The sequence below is a fragment of the Acidimicrobiia bacterium genome (assembly GCA_012959995.1).
Classification (GTDB): Bacteria; Actinomycetota; Acidimicrobiia; order Acidimicrobiales; family MedAcidi-G1; genus MedAcidi-G2B.
Genome location: DUCC01000005.1, coordinates 25464 through 41631 on the forward strand (window position 1 = coordinate 25464; position 16168 = coordinate 41631).

The following is a 16168-nucleotide window of genomic DNA, read 5'->3' on the forward strand; positions in this document are numbered from 1 at the left end:
AGTCCTCCTAACACGGCCAAAAACACCGCCGTACGGAGGTCTGACCGGGTTAGGTAAAGAAACCCGGCGGCTCCGAGCAGCAACAATACGTTGGGGGTGATGGGCTTTTTCACGAGGTCACGTTACCGCTGACCAGTACTTAGAACTCAAGAAGATACGGGTGTAATTGAGAATCATTCTCACTACGCTGAGAGGGTGACTCGCCCCTTCTTTTTTCTTCTCGCCCTGTGGCTAGTCAGCAGCTCATGCAGTCCGCAAAGCATCACCACTGCCCCGCTACTGGCCACCACCCCCGCTTGGGCAGAAGTCGTGTCGTCAGTGGCCTGCCAAGCAGACGTCCCCTCTTTGATTTCCGCCCAGGCCGACCATCACGCCGACGCCCCCTCGCTGGCTGACCGGTCTTCCCTTGATCAAGCTGAAATAATTTTTAGTAACGGTTTGGGCCTAGAGGCCGGCTGGAGTGCTGCCTTAGCCGCCACCCCCACGCCGGTTTTCGAAGCGGCCACTGCACTAAACCTGACCAGCGGCGACCCTCACCTTTGGCTCGACCCAAACTTGGTGCGCACACTCCTGCCGAGCATTGAAACTGCTTTGATTACCCACGGCAACCTGACCGACGTTGAACTTTCGCTTTGCCGACAAGAAACCGATCGGCAACTCGCAGCCCTTGACACAGACTTGGCCCAACGCATTTCTGTCATACCGGTAGCCCAGCGACTTCTGGTTACCGACCACCAGTTTTTAAGCCATCTGGCCGCCCGCTACGACATCACCGTGGCCGCCACCATGGTGGACGGCAACAGTTCCCTCCAAGAGACCAGCACCGCCCGCCTTGCCCAATTGGTTTCAACAATGGAATCTACGGGCACTTCGGTGATTGCGGTGGCCGAAAATGCCCACCTCGAAGAAGCCCACCGGTTGGCCGAAGAAACCGGCGCTCAATTAGTAGAGGTGCCAGTAGCCCCCCTACCCCACCAGTCGTTAGCCGACGTTTTAACCGAACTGATTGATGGCCTGGTTGCCGCCTGGCAAAACAGTTAGGCCTCCACGGATCTTGTTTTTTTCCAGCCGGCTTTAACTACCGCCACCAGTAAAAACTCCAGCACCACGATCAAAGCCATGGAACCGCCAGCGGCTGCCCCTTGGTGAAAGCTCATCAAGGCACCCACCACCACGGCGACCGCCCCAAACCCCACTGCGGTGGCCATAATCACCGGCACCCGACGCACCACCAGCATGGCCGTAGCGGGCGGAGCCACCAAAAAAGCGAAGACCAATAAAGCTCCTACCGCCTGAAAAGAAGCCACCACCGAGATCGCCACCAAGGCCATAAGAACAAAGTGGGCTCGTTGCGGGCGAAGGCCTAAAAGTTCAGCTTGCGTTTCGTCGAAGGTAGCCACCAAAAAAGCTCGGTGAAAAAACGCCACGCCACCCACCGCCAGGGCCGCGGCCCCTACTTGACGCCACAAGTCGCCGCTTTGAATACCGGTAACCGAACCAAAAAGAACCCGATGCAAGTCTCCGGCATCTGACCCGGCATCGCTGGAGATAATCACCACGGCCAAAGCCAGCATGCCCACAAACAATAAACCCACCGAAACATCATCGGGCAACGGGGTAAGCCGACGTACGCCGCCTACCCCAGCCACCATGACGAGGGCCGCCACCAACGCCCCCACCACCGGGTCAATACCTAACACCACGGCAAGGGCAATACCGGGCAACACCCCATGGGCCAAAGCATCGCCCAAAAACGTTAAGCCCCGGAGCACCACCCAGGTACCCACCACTGAGGTAGCCAGCACAGCCAAAAGCCCGGCCCACAGCGCCCGCTGCATAAATACGTTGTCCACAAACGGCAAAACCCACCAAGTCCAGGGGTCAGTGATGAATTCCATTTTCTTGCCTTCCAAACCGTAAATGAGAATGAATCTCAATACTAGCCGTAAAGCGCCGGTTCCTCACACGACCAACCATCTACCGGAACCACCAACAAATACAAATAAGCAAACACCACTTCGGTCACACACTCACTGTTCGACAAAAACGCCCCATGGCCGTCCCCATCGGTGGTAATCAAAACGGCATCCCCCACCGCCGCTCGCAAGCCCTCAGCCCAAGCCATCGGGGTCGCTGGGTCGCCTTCCATAGCGATAACCAAAGCCGGAACCGCCATATCAGTCGGCATGGAGAGCAGTGGGTCAACCGCCGCCGGAACACCAAAACAACCGGTGGTCCCGCGAAAAACAGGCCCAAAATGCGGCAACGTGCTGGCCAACGCACCATTTGCTTCCACTATTTCTTCTTGACTGGGGCGCCCAGGGTCATCAGCACAATTGATCAACAAGTTGGCCGCATTTGAATTGTCGTAACTGCCGTCGGGCTGGCGGCCGATCATGTCGTCCACTAAACCCTGGAAAATGTTTCCCTGCCGCTCCTCTAAAACCTCCACCACGCCCTCAACCAGGTCGGGCCAGCTCTGCGGCGAATACAAGGCCACCCCCACCCCAAACACAAACTCCGCCCGAGACAACTCTCGCCCCTCACCGACCAAAAAGTTTTGCTCCTCCAACAAAGCATCTGCGGCAAAAAAAGCAGCCTCCGGGCCACCAAATTCATTCAACGCACACGCAGCATCAGCCCGGCAATCCGCAGCAAAACGGCTCCAAGCTGACTCAAAACCATCTCCCTGCACCGAGGAAAACTTGGTTAACTGCTCAGCGGGGTCCAACGGGCCGTCGAGCACCATGGCTCGCACCCGGTCAGGAAACAACCCCGCATACACCGCCCCCAGACGCGTCCCGTAGGAATACCCCAAATAGGTGATCTGCTCTACCCCCAAAGCAATACGCATTTCGTCTATGTCTCGCGCCGCATTATTTGTCCCCACATGAAGCAATAATTCGCCGCTGAGTTCTTGACACTGTTCTACATAATCCAACTGTTCAACAAATAACGCCGACAGATCATCGCCTGCATCAAATGCTTGCTTGTCGTCAGTGTCGTAATCGGTGGGGCACAAAACCGCCGAAGAGGCCCCAACGCCACGCGGGTCAAAGCCCACTACATCAAACTGAGGGAACACCATGGACCACAGGTCAGCAAACTCCCCCACCATGTCCAGACCCGATCCACCGGGCCCGCCCGGGTTCAAAAACAGTGGCCCCAAATAGGGTTCCTCCACCGCAGCCACACGCACCACGGCAATGCTTACCGTCTCGCCACTGGGGTTTGCGTAATCCATGAGCACCGTTAAATCAGCACATTCCGCTACCCCCCAGCAGCCTTTCCAAGCAAGCGAACCAGCGACAGTCGAAGTGGTCGCCGAGGTGGTGGGCTGCGGCACCTCGGAGGTGACCGCCACCGCAGTGGTACTCGTTGTGTTGTCTATTCCACACGCCCCGGCCAGCAAAACCGCTAGCAGCAGAAGGTGGGATTTTCTCATTCAGGCCAATGTTCTCGCAGGCGTTGCCACGAGTCGTTCAAGGCTTCAGGCAAAACCCGAGCCCCCGCCACCGAAGTCAAAAAATTCGTGTCGCCCGACCAGCGAGGCAAACAATGCACATGCAAATGTTCCGGCACTCCGGCGCCCGCGGCACGCCCCTGGTTCAAACCAACGTTGATGCCCCCCGACATATAGGCCGCTTCAAGTGCCGTCACCGTGTCCCGCACCATGAGCCACAACTCGGTGTACTCTTCGTCGGTCAAATCGGCCAACGTTCCCACCACTCTTTTGGGCAACACCATGGCGTGCCCACTGGTGTAGGGGTAAGCATTAAGCAAAACAAAACAGGCATCACCACGAGCCACCACAAAGGTTTCCTCGTCGGGTAACCCGCTGCGTTCTATGGCCGAAAAAATTGAGCCACCCTCGGGAATATCTGGCAACTCGCGCTGGTCTTGCTCCCCGGCCAAATAGGTCTGCCGCCAACCTGCCCAAAGGTGGTCAAGTCGACTCACTGGCGCTCCGCCACCTCGGTAGCCAAACGAGCACAAAACTCTTCAAACGCCAAGTCGCGTTCTGGTTCTTTGGTACCGCGGGCATTTTCACCCACCGTGTCATGCGCTACGTCATCGTCGCCCACCACCAACACGTGCGGCGTTTTCGCTACCTTGGCTTCGCGCACCCGTTTACCCAAGGGGTCGCGAGCTTCGGCAATCGACGCTCGAAAACCGTCTTCGGTTAAACGGTCAACCAACTGTTGGGCGTAGGCCTGATGTTCGTCGGCTACCGGCAAAATGCGTACCTGTTCTGGCGCCAACCACGTGGGAAACGCCCCGGCGTAGTGCTCTAACAACACACCGAAGAAACGTTCAATGGAGCCCATAAGTGCTCGGTGGATCATCACCGGTCGGTGACGTCCCCCATCTGAACCAACGTATTCCAGTTCAAAACGTTCCGGGAGGTTGAAGTCCAGTTGAATGGTCGACAGTTGCCATGGGCGACCGATGGCATCGGTGACGTCCACATCGATCTTGGGGCCATAGAATGCTCCGCCGCCTTCTTCGACCACATAGTCCAAACCGGCGGCCTCTAAAGCGCCTCGCAAACCATCAGTGGCTTCTTCCCACATCTCATCTTCGCCTACCGATTTTTCCGGTGGACGGGTCGACAATTTGGCTTGAAAATCATCAAACCCAAAGGCTCGCAATACCGACAAGGTAAAGGTCAACAAAGAAGCCAACTCTTCGGCTACCTGTTCACGGGTACAAAAAATATGTGAATCATCTTGGGTAAATCCTCGGCTACGCAACAAGCCGTGAATGGCTCCCGACAACTCGTAGCGGTAGACCGCTCCCAGCTCAAAAAAGCGCACTGGCAGCTCACGGTAACTCCGCTGGCCGCTATCAAAAATAGCCACATGGAACGGGCAGTTCATGGGCTTGGGGTAGTAAGAAGCACCGTCGAGTTCCATCGGCGGGTACATGCCATCGGCGTAGAAGTCCAAGTGGCCGCTGGTTTCCCACAAAACCGACTTGGCAATATGGGGGCTGTAGACAAAGTCGTAGCCGCCTTTTTCGTGACGTTCTCGGCTGTAGTCCTCAATAATTTTGCGCACCAAAGCGCCCTTGGGATGCCACACCGCCAAACCAGGGCCAAGAGACTCTGGCCAAGACACCAAATCTAACTCGGCAGCCAGACGGCGGTGATCACGTTTTTCGGCTTCAATGAGGTTTTGCAAATGGCGTTTAAGGTCTTTTTTATTGGCCCACGCGGTGCCGTAAATGCGTTGAAGCATGGGCCGGGTGGTGTCGCCCCGCCAATAAGCGCCCGCAACTTTTTGTAAAGCAAAATGCCCCAGACGGCCTGTTGAAGGCACATGAGGACCTAAACACAAGTCCACAAAACCCTCACCATTGCGGTAATAACTGACCGTACCACCGGCTCCGGTTTCGGCCGCCAACTCACCGTCGCCGCCGCCAGCCGTTACTTTTTCAATAATTTCTCGCTTATATATGTGGTCGGCGAAGATGGTCAGTGCCTCGTCAGTGGTGGCCTCGCCGCGTTCAAACGGTTGATCAGCGGCCATGATTTCACGCATTTTCGCATCAATGGCCGCTAAGTCTTCTTGGCTAAAGGTGCCCCCCTCAGGGAGTTCAAAGTCGTAGTAAAAACCATGATCAATGGGCGGGCCGATGGCGTAGGTGGCGCCCGGCCAAAGTTCAAGCACCGCTTGGGCCAACACATGGGCGGTGGAGTGGCGCAAGGTATGGAGACCTTGGTCGCTGGGCGGGGTAACGATGGCCACGGTGGCGCCGTTAACCAGCGGAGCCACCAGATCTTTTTCTTCGCCGTTTACCACGGCGATCAAGGCATCCCGGGCCAAACCAGGGCCGATGTCTGCCGCCAGGTCGGCTGCCGTAGCCCCATCGGGCAAGGTGCGTTCAGAACCATCGGGCAAGGTGATGCAAATATCAGTCATATGTCTTGAGGTTAGCCAACTGACAGCCCCGCACCGCTGTATTAGAGCACAACCCCTAAACACGCCGCCGCTGTCTTGGCCCCTTGCCCTTGAGTAACTGCTTGGTCGATGACCGCCAGCGCTCCGGGGGCATCGAGATCGTCGTCCAGCAACGCCCCTATTTGCCCGACAAGAGTGGGTGATTCCGTATTGTTTTTCGCAGCCCGCCAACGTTTCAAACGGTCATCTGCGGTGGTTAGCAGTCGCGGGTCCCACGACCACGAACGACGGTAATGGTGGGAGAGCAACAAAAGCCGAAGGGCCATCGGGTCGTGGCAACGCAATAGGTCAGCCACAAAAACGAGGTTGCCTAACGACTTAGACATTTTTTCACCCTCATGGACCACCATGGCTTGGTGCATCCAATGGTCAGCTAACGGTTGACCGGTGGCTGCCTCAACTTGAGCCGCCGAACATTCATGGTGCGGGTAAATCAAGTCGGTGCCACCCCCGTGGAGGTCCACCGGTGAACCCAAATGCCGTAAAGCCAGCGCCGAACATTCCACGTGCCAACCGGGGCGGCCCCTCCCCCAGGGGGCATCCCAAGCCGGTTCATCTGCACCAGAAGGAACCCACAAAACTGAGTCCAAAGGGTTGCGTTTACGCGGGTCGCCGGGTTCCTCCCCTCGTTCTGCACCGATGCGCACCATGGCGTCACTGCTCAACCCACTGAGTTTTCCAAAATCAGGTGCCGACGAGACATCAAAAAAAACTGTTCCGTCCACCACATAGGCCGCTTGTTTGTCCAAGAGTTTATGAATCAAGCCTCTAATTTCTGGGATAGCCCCGGTGGCTCTCGGCTCCCGCCAAGGAGCCAAGTTGCCTAAGGCTTCCATATCGACATCAAACTGGCGCACTCCGCCAAAAGCCAAATCAAGATGGTGCACTCCTCGCCGGCGGGCGGCCCGCAACATGTCGTCGTCGACATCGGTGATGTTGCGCACCAGGCGAGTGGTGTGCCCACGTTGTTGCAGGCGGCGCTCTAACACATCATAAATAACGTAAGTGGCGGCGTGCCCAAGATGCGTGGCATCGTAAGGGGTGATGCCACAAAGGTAAAAAGTAACCTCCGGCTTGGGGTTAAAATCAACCACCTTTCGTTGAGCCGTGTCGTAAAGCCGCAAAGGGGTCAGCACCCCGGTCATCATTTTTGGTCGCTTTGGTCACCGATGCCTGTGAAGCGTACCGCTACTCGGGTTTTATATTTGGTGTTGAGTTGCAGCAGCACTGCCGTAAAAGCCTCAATGGCCATGGCATTAGAAAGCCCACCGGCATCTAATGGCCGAACGCCCGGAAACTTACTCAGCAATTGACAAACCGCTTCGGTGGCCCGCTCATGATCCGAACAAATCAGTACATCACTCACCAAATCGGCAGCAAGGTTGCCGATTTCGGTCGCTGGCACATGTTGCAAGGTGGCGGCCACAAAGGCATCAGGAACCTCCACCTGCACGCTGGCCGCTACCGAGCCGCGCGGTGGCACCAGAGGCTGAAACTCCCCGTGCACCAAGGCCAAAGCGTTGGACATACAAATCACTACCTTGCCGTGCAAATGCTCAACCACCGAATAAGCAGTAGAAGCAGCGGCATCCCAAGGTGTGGTGATCGCCACTAATTCGGCTTGGGCAGCTTCCTGATTATCGGTGGCTTGGATACGGAGATCATGATCGGGCCAGCGCTCAACAATTTTGTCTCGTTCTTCCAACGATCGATACCGAGACCGCGAACCCAACAAAACTTCATGACCCACCGATGCTAAACGGGCAGCTAAAGCGGTTCCGGCGGGGCCAGTGGCACCCAATAATCCAATTATCATAAGAACAGCGTAGACTATGGCTCCCCTCTCTGCGGTAAGCGGGGCGATAGGGTCTGGGAAATCCATCGCCCGGCATGGGCTTTAATTTTCGAAGGGAACGTCATGGGCATTCTTGAGGGCAAAAAGTTACTGATCACCGGGGTGCTTACTGATGCTTCGCTGGCTTTTTCCATTGCCCGTTTGGCACAAGAAGAAGGCGCCGAAATTGTTCTTACCGGTGCGGGCCGGGCCCTTCGCCTCACCCAACGCACCGCCCGCAAACTGCCTACCGAACCTGAAGTTCTAGAATTTGATGTCACCTCGGCAGAACAAGCAGTGGCCCTGCGCGAGCATTTAGAGAAAAAATGGGGCCGGGTAGATGGGGCTTTGCATGCCATCGGTTTTGCCCCCGAGGTGTGTTTGGGCGACGACTTTATGGCCGCCCAATGGGCCGACGTGGCGGTGGCTATGGAAATTTCTGCATACTCTTTGAAAACGGTGGCTGAAGTAGTAGCCCCGTTGATGACCGACGGAGGGTCCATCATTGGCTTGGACTTCGATGCTCGTGTCGCTTGGCCGGCTTACAACTGGATGGGGGTAGCCAAAGCTGCCTTAGAGTCGGCTTCTCGTTACCTGGCCCGCAACTTAGGCCCCGACAATATTCGGGTAAATATGGTGGCCGCCGGCCCTATTCGTACTATGGCTGCCAAGAGTATTCCTGGCTTTGCGGCTTTTGAAGATGCTTGGTCTGATCGAGCACCCTTGGGTTGGGATGTCAACGACCCCGAACCGGTGGCTCGCACTTGCGTGGCTTTGCTTTCCGACTGGTTTCCGGCCACCACGGGCGAAATGATCCACGTAGATGGCGGTTTTCACGCCATGGGTGTTTAGCCAGAAAACTGGGGTTATTCAGCGGGTTCTTGTGAGCGGGGCGCTGACCGGCCGTTCTCACAGTGCGCTTCCACAATGGGAAACGGGTTCACAGCGTTCTTGGAGTTACCGCCGGGCCGGTATTCGAAATGCACATGGTTGCCTACAGCGTTGCCAGAGCGGCCGATGTAGCCAATAACCGTGCCAGCTTCTACCCAGCCGCTGGTTGCGTAACTGCTGAGGTGGGTGCCGAACCAAACATCGCCTTCGATGGTGGTGAGGTAAAATGATTTTCCCCCGATGGGGTCGTAGCGAAAGGTCAGTTCACCGGCTTTGGGAGCCACCATGGGAGTTCCCCATCGTGCCATGATGTCGATTCCTTCGTGGGTTCTCCCGCCCGAACGGGGTTCTCCCCACGAGTCTCGGTACTGCATTTCGCCGGCTACCAAACACACCCAGGTGGTTGACCCGACGTGGCGGTTAACGGCGGCTTGGCTTGCTTCGGCCAGTGCTCGGGTTTCTAGTTCTCGACGTTGCTCATCGGTAAGGGCCGCCAATATTGCTTCTTGTTCTTTTTGGAGTTCTCGGAGGTTCAAGAGCCCTTGACCAATGGTGTCGCCCAACATTTCGCTTAGTTGGCTGGTTTGCGTTGCTTGCCGGTTGAGGGCTTCGATCTGGGCTATTGCCGGTGACGTGGTTTCCGTTAACTCTCTCGCTACTTCGGTGGCTTCGTTTCCTGCGGTCACCGCAGCTTCCACTACCATTTGTAAGCCTTCTGGGGGGTTCATGACCCATGCTTGATCTGCTTCTTGGGCATCGGCCACTGTGCAGGCGGCGAGCAACCCAAACGCGACAAAGAGAGCGGAAATACGGAACATTTTGTTAAGGGTAGTCGCCAAGGGGTAAAAAAGGGCCGCGGCGGTTCATTCCCAAAGGGGGCAGTGGTCACAGCGGGCAAGGGCCGTGGGCGGCGTTTTTGGGCTATTCCCCCATGAGTTCTTGCACGATGTCTTCCATGGTGATCAAGCCTTGGGGTTGGCCGGCAGAGTTTTCTAGCACCACCAGGTGAGTTTTGTTTTTTCGCATGATCACTAATGCTTCTTGGCGAGTGGTGGTTTCGGTTGCCGTGATGAGCGGTCGTACGGCCGAGGCGGGCAACGCTTGGTTTTGGTCTTGGGGACCAAAGGCTAAGAGTTCTTTGGCGTGGACCATGCCCACCAGGTCTTGCCGGTTTTGGGCGTAAACCGGAAACCGGGTGTGTCCGGTAGTCACGATGATTTGTTCTATCTCAGCGATGGTGGCTTGCTGACTTATGGCCACCATGGCCGCCACGGGAACCATGGATTCCTTTGATGGCCGCTGCGCTAACGCCAGGGATCCAGATAACAGTCCATGATCAAAAGCGTCGAGGGTTCCTTCGTTTTGCGAGGCAGCGAATATGGCGGAGAGTTCTGGGGCACCTAAGGCGTGTTCGATTTCGTCTACCGGGGGCGAGCCGAAGGGGCGCACCAAAAGGGCGGCGGTGTGGTCCAGTACCCAAATGATGGGCCCGAATGCTCGCACGAAGAGTCGATGCACGGGCATGAGTCGCTGCAGGGTGCGTTCTGGGGCGGCGATGGCCAAGTTTTTGGGAACCATTTCGCCGAGCAGCATCTGCACCATGGCCGCGGTGCCCATGGCTAGGAGCCAACTGATGTCTTGGGTGAATTGTTGGGGGGTGTCGAGTGCTTCAAAAATGGGGGTGAATAGGCGCCCCAACGAGGGTTGGGCCACGATGCCCAACACCACGCTGCTGGCGGTAATACCTAACTGTGCACCCGAGAGTTGGGGCCGCAAGTCTTGACGAGCTTTTAAGGCCAAGGCGGCCCCTCGTGAGCCTTGTTGGGCGGCTTTTTCTAACGGTCCGGGGCGACTTGCTACTAAGGCAAACTCCACGGCCACAAAAATGGCGTTGGCAACGATAAGCAAAATCAGCAAGGCGATGATCATGGTTTCACCACCCGCAAGAGGGCGATGCGCCGGCCTTCCATGGCCATTACTTCGAAACACCAACCTTGGTGTTCTATGGTTTCGCCGAGTTGCGGCAGGTGCCCGAGTTGGGTCAGCACAAAGCCGGCCAGGGTCTCATAGGGGCCTTCGGGCACGGTGAACCCGGTGGCTTCGTACACCTCGTCAAAGTTGAGGCGCCCGGCAGCCAGCAGGTCGCCGCTGGGGGTGGGGCGCACTAGCGGAAGTTGTTGATCGTGTTCGTCGCTAATGTCGCCCAGTATTTCTTCTAAAAGGTCTTCTAGGGTGAGCAAGCCGGCGGTGGCGCCGTGTTCGTCTATGACTAGTGCCATTTGGGTTTGGTGTTGGCGAAAGTCAACCATGATTTCGGCCAAGCTGCGGGTTTCTGGTACCGCTTGCACTTCTTGCATGAGTTCGCTTATGGGCGTGTCAGCGCGCTGGGTTACCGGCAGGCGGTAGATGCCTTTTACGTGCACGAGGCCCACCACGTCGTCAAGGTCGTTGCCGTAAACTAGGAACCTGGAGTAACCGGTTTTTTGGGAGCGTTCGATGAGATCGGCTACCGAGGCGTCGGCGGCGAGGGCTTCTATGTCGGGGCGGGGTACCAGTACGTCGCTGGCTGTTTTGTCGCCAAAGTGCAGTGACCGGGTTAGGCGTTTTACTTCTTCGGGGTTGAGGCCGCCGGCCACCGAGGCGGTGATGAGGTCCTCAAGTTCGTCGACGCTACGAGAGTTGCTTATTTCGTGGCGGGGTACTACGCCAAATCGTCGCAGTATTGCGTTGGCTGCGTGGTTGAGTACCGCCACGAGGGGCCGCACTACAGTGCTGTAGGGGGCCAGAAGGGGCACGGTTCGGCGGGCTATTTTTTCTGGGCTGGCTAAGGCCAAGTATTTGGGTACTTGTTCGCCGATTACTAGGTGCAATGCCGTCGCTACGGCGATGGCCATAACCACGCTCAAGCCCGTGGGGTGATCTTGGCCGGTTAGCAGACGGGCCACGGTGGGTTCGGCTACGAAGCCCAGCAAGAGGGCCGAAACGGTGATGCCAAATTGAAAGCCCGACATGGTTTCGGTCAGGTGGGTCAGGCTGCGTAGCAGTCGGCGGTGCAGGCGGCTGCCGTTGGCCGCTTGGGCTTCTATGGCTGCTCGGTCTAAGGCGATGAGGCTAAATTCGGCGGCCACGAAGGCGGCGTTGACCGCCAAAAGCAAGGCCATTATTAGCAGACCCGGCAGAGTTCCCATCAGGTTGTTTATGTTAGCCGTCTGCGGGTTGACCATTGCGGCAGATTTTTTAATACCCTGCAGGCATGTCTGTTTGGGAAACCGGTTTAGCCATGGCCGTTTACTTGATTGCTTGTGCTTTGCAGGGGGCGGTGGGTTTTGGCGCCAACTTGTTTGCCGTGCCGTTGTTGGCTTTGATTAACCCGTCTTTGGTGCCGGTGCCGGTGTTGTTGGTGAGCCCGGTACTTAACGGTTTGATGACTTGGCGAGAGCGTGGTCACGTTGAGAAACCTATTTTGACGTGGACGTTGTTGGGGCGGTTGCCGGGGGTGGTGTTGGGCGTGGTGGCTTTGCAGGCTTTTTCGGGTGACCGTTTGGGGGTTTTGTTTGGGGTGTTGTTGCTGTTGGCCGTGGGGCTGAAGGTCAGCGGTTTGGCGCCGCAGCGCAGCAAGAAACTCTTGTTGGGGGCCGGCGGGTTGAGTGGGTTTATGGCTACCACCGTAGGGGTGGGTGGCCCGCCGGTGGCTTTGACTTTGCATGATTTAGATGGGGCGTCTTTTCGGGCCACCATGTCACCGTATTTTTTGATTGGCACGTCCATGTCGGTGGTGGGTTTGGCTATGGGGGGGCAAATCACTGGTCAAGATTTTGCGACTGCTTTGTGGTTGGCTCCGGCTGTGGTGGCTGGGGTGGCTTTGTCGGGGCCTTTGCGTTCGCGTATTGATGCCGGGCGGGTGTCGACCAGCGTGTACGTGTTGTCGGCGGTGGCGGCCGTGGCTTTGTTGCTGCGGTCCCTGCTTTGAGTTTTGCCGTCTAAGGTTTGAGGTATGACTGAGCCGGTAATTTCTTTTGCTGCGGTGAGTCGCTGTTATAACGGCCAGGCGGTACTAAATGCTGTTGATTGGCAGGTAGCGCCCGGGCAGCATTGGGTAGTTTTGGGGCCGAATGGTTCGGGCAAAAGCACGTTGTTGCAGATTGCTGCGTTGCGTTTGCACCCATCGAGTGGCCGGGTGACCGTGTTGGATCACGCTTTGGGCGAGGTAGATGTGCGGGGTTTGCGTCGCCGGGTGGGGTTGAGTTCGGCGAGTTTGGCCCAAGATTTGCGGGCCACGCTTTCTGCTACTGAGGTAGTCATGACGGCATTGTTTGGAGCGTTGGAACCTTGGTGGGATAGTTATTCTGCCGCAGACCGCTTGCGGGCCCAAGAATTGTTAACTCAGTTGGGCTGCGGGGGTTTGGTGGAGCGTTCGTTTGGCACGCTGTCTTCGGGGGAACGCCAACGGGTGTTGTTGGCTCGCACTTTGATGACGGACCCGGATTTATTGTTGCTTGATGAACCCACGGCGGGTTTAGACCTGAGGGGCCGTGAGGAACTGGTGGCTACTTTGGCTGCGTTGGCTAAGGCACCCGAGACGCCGCCCATGGTTTTGGTTACGCATCATGTGGAGGAGATTCCGCCGGGGTTTACTCACGGCTTGTTGTTGCGTCAAGGTCAGGTGGTTAGCCAGGGGGTGTTGGGCCAGGTGTTGACCGAGGAGCATTTGGGCCGGTGTTTTGGTTTGGATGTTTCGCCCAGTGAAAAAGCTGGCCGCTGGACGGCGCAGGTGAGGGGCACAACATGATTGACCACGCTTTAGTTTTTTTGGGTGGCCCGCCACCGGCTCTTACCGCTCCCCTGCCGCCGGCCGATTTTGTTATTGCCGCCGACCGGGGGGCCGACCATGCGTTGGCTTTGGGCTATTCGGTAGATTTACTGGTGGGCGATTTAGATTCCGTGTCTGCGTCTGGCCGGTTGGCGGCGATCGAGATTGAACAGCATCCGGTGGACAAGGATGAAACAGATTTAGAACTGGCTTTAGCGGCCGCCGAGCGCCGAGGTTTTTTATCAATCACCGCGGTGGGCTCTTTAGGTGGCCGCCCTGATCATGCGCTGGGCAACTTGCTCGCTTTGGCTGCCCAACGGTGGGCCGGGTTGGCCATTGAAATCCGTGTCGCAGGGGCCACGGGGTGGGTGGTGCACCAAGATTTTTGCCGCACCTTGCCTGAGGGTTCTTCGTTAAGTTTGTTGGCTCTGGGGGGCCCGGCGGTCGGGGTGCAAACCACTGGCCTGCGGTGGCCTTTGCATGGTGAAATTTTGCCTTCCGGCACGGGGCGTGGTTTATCTAACCAAGTAGTAGACAACCAGATCACCGTCAAGGTGGTCTCCGGGGTGCTTTTGCTCTGGGCGTTGACCTAGCCTCTGCTCATGTTGGTCACTCCATCCACTCCGGTTATTGGTGCCGAGGTCTCGGCCGTCGATTTAACCGGTGTTTTAAAACCTGAACTGGCTGATGCTTTGCACCATGAACTCACGAAGCACCATGTGCTTTTCTTTCATGAACAAAATTTGACCGCACAAGAGTTGACAGATTTTGCGGCCAATTTTGGCCCGGTAGTGGAGGCCCACCATACGTATCCTTCTTTGCCGGGGCACCCGTCGGTCATAGTTTTGGATACCCATCCCGATAACCCACCAGATAGCGCCGAGTGGCATTCCGATTTAACTTTTCAGCCCTCTTCTGCTTTTGCTTCGGTGCTCCAGGGCGTGGTTATTCCACCGGTGGGAGGTGACACTTTGTGGGCCAGTTTGTTCGCGGTTCACGATGCTTTGCCGCCGGGGTTACGCCGAGACCTCCAAGACCTCTCTGCTGTGCACGATTTGGGTTCGTTTCGCAACCAAGCGTTTGCCGAGGGCGGCTCTGAGAAGGTGGACCAACTCATGGCTTCGGTGGGGTCTGCTGCACACCCCATTATTGACCATCATCCAGTTACTGGCCGACCGTTTGTCAATGTTAACGAAACGTTCACGGTGCATGTGTTGGGTATGAGCCGACCTGAGAGTCATCGTTTGTTGACCTTTTTGTTTGATTTTATTAACCGGCCACAATTTCATGTTCGGTTGCGCTGGCAGCCGGGCACTATTGCTCTTTGGGACAATCGCGGGTCGCAACATTACGCCGTTGACGACTACTTACCGCAGCGTCGAGTCATGCACCGGGTGGTGGTGTCTGCCGACCAGCGTCAGCCCAGTAAGTCTTGACAGACATCGAGGTACATCTGGGTGGTGAGGCGCAGTGATTCTACGTCGATGCGTTCGTTGTGGCCGTGGAAGCGCCGCCCGAATTCGCCGGCGTCGATGGCTGGGCTAAGTAAGCCGGCACCGTAAACCACGGCGCCGTGTTCTCGGTAAACCCGGGCATCGGTGAAACCCACCGAGAATTGCGGGTTGAGGCGGGCCGAGGGGAACGGTTTGTTGATGGCCCGGTTGAGTGATTCCCACAGGGGGGTGTCGATGCGGCTGGCCGATGAGGCGTCGTTGATGAGCACCTCTGTTTCTACGTGGTCGGCTAGGTCGCCTAAGGCTTCTCGTAGGTGGTCGGCTACCGAGAGGTCGCCGGGCAGGGTACGGATGTCTACTTCGATGCTGACTTGGTCGGGGATGACGTTGGTTTTTCCGGCGGCGTGGCCCACGTTGGGTGAGAAGGTGGCGTGGGTGCAGGCGTGCAGGTGGCTGGCTGTGGCGGCGCTGGGCAGGTTGGCGAGAAACTCGTCAACTTGGTCTTCGTTAAGTAATTGTTGTTTAGCTTCTTCGGGTAGGCCCATGGCTTCTACTCTGGCTCGCCAGAGTTCGTGAAAACGGGCCGCTGGCTGGTATTCGGCGAGGCGTTGGATGACTGCGGCGGCTTTTACTAGGGCGTTGTCGGTGCGGTAGGGCATGGAGCCGTGACCGGGGGTGCCGCGTACCGTTAAACGCCGCCAGGCCACGCCTTTTTCGGCCACGTTGACGCTGATAGCGGGGGCGGTATCGGGCCCGGAATGCAGGCCACCGTTTTCGGTCAGCACGTAGTCGGCTTTGATGTCGGCGTAGTGGTGGTCGGCCATCCAGCGGGCTCCGTGGGCGCTGCCTGATTCTTCGTCGGCTACCGCAAAAAAGATCAGGTCACCGCGTGGTTTGAAGCCTTGGTTGGCCAGGGTGCGAAAAGCTACTGCTTGGCCGGCGGTGAGGTTGAGCATGTCGACGGCGCCTCGGCCCCAGATTTCGTTGTCTACTAGCTCGCCGCCGAAGGGATCGCGGTCCCAGCCGTCGGGGTTGACCGGCACCACATCGGTGTGGCCCATCAGGCAGAGCGAGGGCGCCGACGGATCGGAGCCCTCGATGCGGGCCACCAGCGAGGTCCGCCCGGGCGTCGGCTCGAAGCGCTCAACGTCCAGTCCCACATTCCCCAGATAGGCCTCCAGCAGGTCGGCGTTGCGTACCTCCTGACCTGATTCGG

General features: G+C 57.4%; 16 protein-coding genes. 6 read left to right on the top strand and 10 right to left on the bottom strand.

The features are described 5' to 3' along the window. The first annotated feature begins 165 nt into the window (after positions 1-165). Positions 166-1041, top strand: coding sequence for a zinc ABC transporter substrate-binding protein (locus EYQ49_01150; protein HIG24486.1), 876 nt, complete (start codon positions 166-168; stop codon positions 1039-1041). Here EYQ49_01150 and EYQ49_01155 read toward each other — a convergent pair. The 6 genes from EYQ49_01155 to npdG form a co-directional block, all read right to left on the bottom strand. Continuing rightward, positions 1038-1838, bottom strand: a complete 801-nt coding sequence (locus EYQ49_01155) for a metal ABC transporter permease (protein HIG24487.1) — start codon at positions 1836-1838, stop codon at positions 1038-1040. The two genes, EYQ49_01150 and EYQ49_01155, sit on opposite strands and share 4 nt — an antisense overlap. Before the next feature lie 101 nt (positions 1839-1939). Beyond that, on the bottom strand, positions 1940-3445 hold the full coding sequence (locus tag EYQ49_01160; GenBank protein HIG24488.1) for an alpha/beta hydrolase: 1506 nt from the start codon (positions 3443-3445) through the stop codon (positions 1940-1942). Continuing rightward, positions 3442-3960: an HIT domain-containing protein gene (locus tag EYQ49_01165; GenBank protein ID HIG24489.1), complete on the bottom strand. Its 519-nt coding sequence runs from the start codon at positions 3958-3960 to the stop codon at positions 3442-3444. The genes EYQ49_01160 and EYQ49_01165 overlap by 4 nt, the downstream gene beginning before the upstream one ends. Continuing rightward, a complete protein-coding gene (thrS, locus tag EYQ49_01170; GenBank protein ID HIG24490.1) occupies positions 3957-5924 on the bottom strand; it encodes a threonine--tRNA ligase in 1968 nt (655 codons plus the stop codon). Before thrS ends, EYQ49_01165 begins: the two co-directional genes overlap by 4 nt. Positions 5925-5965: 41 nt before the next feature. After that, a complete protein-coding gene (locus EYQ49_01175; protein ID HIG24491.1) occupies positions 5966-7087 on the bottom strand; it encodes a cysteine--tRNA ligase in 1122 nt (373 codons plus the stop codon). A 20-nt stretch (positions 7088-7107) separates the two neighbouring features. Further along, entirely contained in the window at positions 7108-7779 is a 672-nt protein-coding gene (gene npdG / locus EYQ49_01180; GenBank protein HIG24492.1) for an NADPH-dependent F420 reductase, read from the bottom strand. 102 nt (positions 7780-7881) lie between these two features. On the opposite strand from npdG, the gene fabI reads away from it, so the two are divergent. Next, positions 7882-8649, top strand: coding sequence for an enoyl-ACP reductase FabI (gene fabI, locus EYQ49_01185; protein ID HIG24493.1), 768 nt, complete (start codon positions 7882-7884; stop codon positions 8647-8649). 14 nt (positions 8650-8663) lie between these two features. On the opposite strand, the gene EYQ49_01190 is transcribed toward fabI, so the two are convergent. From EYQ49_01190 to EYQ49_01200, 3 genes are all read right to left on the bottom strand, one after another. Next, on the bottom strand, positions 8664-9506 hold the full coding sequence (locus EYQ49_01190; GenBank protein ID HIG24494.1) for a M23 family metallopeptidase: 843 nt from the start codon (positions 9504-9506) through the stop codon (positions 8664-8666). 103 nt (positions 9507-9609) lie between these two features. Next, a complete protein-coding gene (locus EYQ49_01195; protein ID HIG24495.1) occupies positions 9610-10617 on the bottom strand; it encodes an HlyC/CorC family transporter in 1008 nt (335 codons plus the stop codon). Continuing rightward, positions 10614-11912: an HlyC/CorC family transporter gene (locus EYQ49_01200; protein HIG24496.1), complete on the bottom strand. Its 1299-nt coding sequence runs from the start codon at positions 11910-11912 to the stop codon at positions 10614-10616. Before EYQ49_01200 ends, EYQ49_01195 begins: the two co-directional genes overlap by 4 nt. A gap of 29 nt (positions 11913-11941) precedes the next feature. On the opposite strand from EYQ49_01200, the gene EYQ49_01205 reads away from it, so the two are divergent. From EYQ49_01205 to EYQ49_01220, 4 genes are read left to right on the top strand one after another with little or no spacing between them, the layout of a single operon-like run. Next, positions 11942-12658 carry a sulfite exporter TauE/SafE family protein gene (locus EYQ49_01205; protein ID HIG24497.1) on the top strand — a complete coding sequence of 239 codons (717 nt, stop codon included), beginning with the start codon at positions 11942-11944 and terminating at the stop codon, positions 12656-12658. A gap of 24 nt (positions 12659-12682) precedes the next feature. Then, positions 12683-13477 (top strand): ABC transporter ATP-binding protein, encoded by a 795-nt coding sequence (locus tag EYQ49_01210; GenBank protein ID HIG24498.1) that lies wholly within the window; start codon positions 12683-12685, stop codon positions 13475-13477. After that, on the top strand, positions 13474-14091 hold the full coding sequence (locus tag EYQ49_01215) for a thiamine diphosphokinase (protein HIG24499.1): 618 nt from the start codon (positions 13474-13476) through the stop codon (positions 14089-14091). Before EYQ49_01210 ends, EYQ49_01215 begins: the two co-directional genes overlap by 4 nt. A gap of 9 nt (positions 14092-14100) precedes the next feature. After that, positions 14101-14934 (top strand): taurine dioxygenase, encoded by an 834-nt coding sequence (locus tag EYQ49_01220; GenBank protein ID HIG24500.1) that lies wholly within the window; start codon positions 14101-14103, stop codon positions 14932-14934. Here EYQ49_01220 and EYQ49_01225 read toward each other — a convergent pair. Beyond that, on the bottom strand, positions 14916-16168 hold a 1253-nt coding region (locus EYQ49_01225; GenBank protein ID HIG24501.1), incomplete at its 5' end, for a M20/M25/M40 family metallo-hydrolase. The genes EYQ49_01220 and EYQ49_01225 overlap by 19 nt on opposite strands.

What these genes read in the sequence shown, in the direction of transcription:
- EYQ49_01210 (HIG24498.1), top strand. Translation starts at nt 12,683, where the DNA reads ATGACTGAGCCGGTAATTTCTTTTGCTGCGGTGAGTCGCTGTTATAAC.
- EYQ49_01160 (HIG24488.1), bottom strand. Translation starts at nt 3,445, where the DNA reads ATGAGAAAATCCCACCTTCTGCTGCTAGCGGTTTTGCTGGCCGGGGCG.
- EYQ49_01205 (HIG24497.1), top strand. Translation starts at nt 11,942, where the DNA reads ATGTCTGTTTGGGAAACCGGTTTAGCCATGGCCGTTTACTTGATTGCT.
- fabI (HIG24493.1), top strand. Translation starts at nt 7,882, where the DNA reads ATGGGCATTCTTGAGGGCAAAAAGTTACTGATCACCGGGGTGCTTACT.
- EYQ49_01200 (HIG24496.1), bottom strand. Translation starts at nt 11,912, where the DNA reads ATGGTCAACCCGCAGACGGCTAACATAAACAACCTGATGGGAACTCTG.
- EYQ49_01190 (HIG24494.1), bottom strand. Translation starts at nt 9,506, where the DNA reads ATGTTCCGTATTTCCGCTCTCTTTGTCGCGTTTGGGTTGCTCGCCGCC.
- EYQ49_01220 (HIG24500.1), top strand. Translation starts at nt 14,101, where the DNA reads ATGTTGGTCACTCCATCCACTCCGGTTATTGGTGCCGAGGTCTCGGCC.
- EYQ49_01195 (HIG24495.1), bottom strand. Translation starts at nt 10,617, where the DNA reads ATGATCATCGCCTTGCTGATTTTGCTTATCGTTGCCAACGCCATTTTT.
- EYQ49_01155 (HIG24487.1), bottom strand. Translation starts at nt 1,838, where the DNA reads ATGCAGCGGGCGCTGTGGGCCGGGCTTTTGGCTGTGCTGGCTACCTCA.
- EYQ49_01215 (HIG24499.1), top strand. Translation starts at nt 13,474, where the DNA reads ATGATTGACCACGCTTTAGTTTTTTTGGGTGGCCCGCCACCGGCTCTT.
- thrS (HIG24490.1), bottom strand. Translation starts at nt 5,924, where the DNA reads ATGACTGATATTTGCATCACCTTGCCCGATGGTTCTGAACGCACCTTG.
- npdG (HIG24492.1), bottom strand. Translation starts at nt 7,779, where the DNA reads ATGATAATTGGATTATTGGGTGCCACTGGCCCCGCCGGAACCGCTTTA.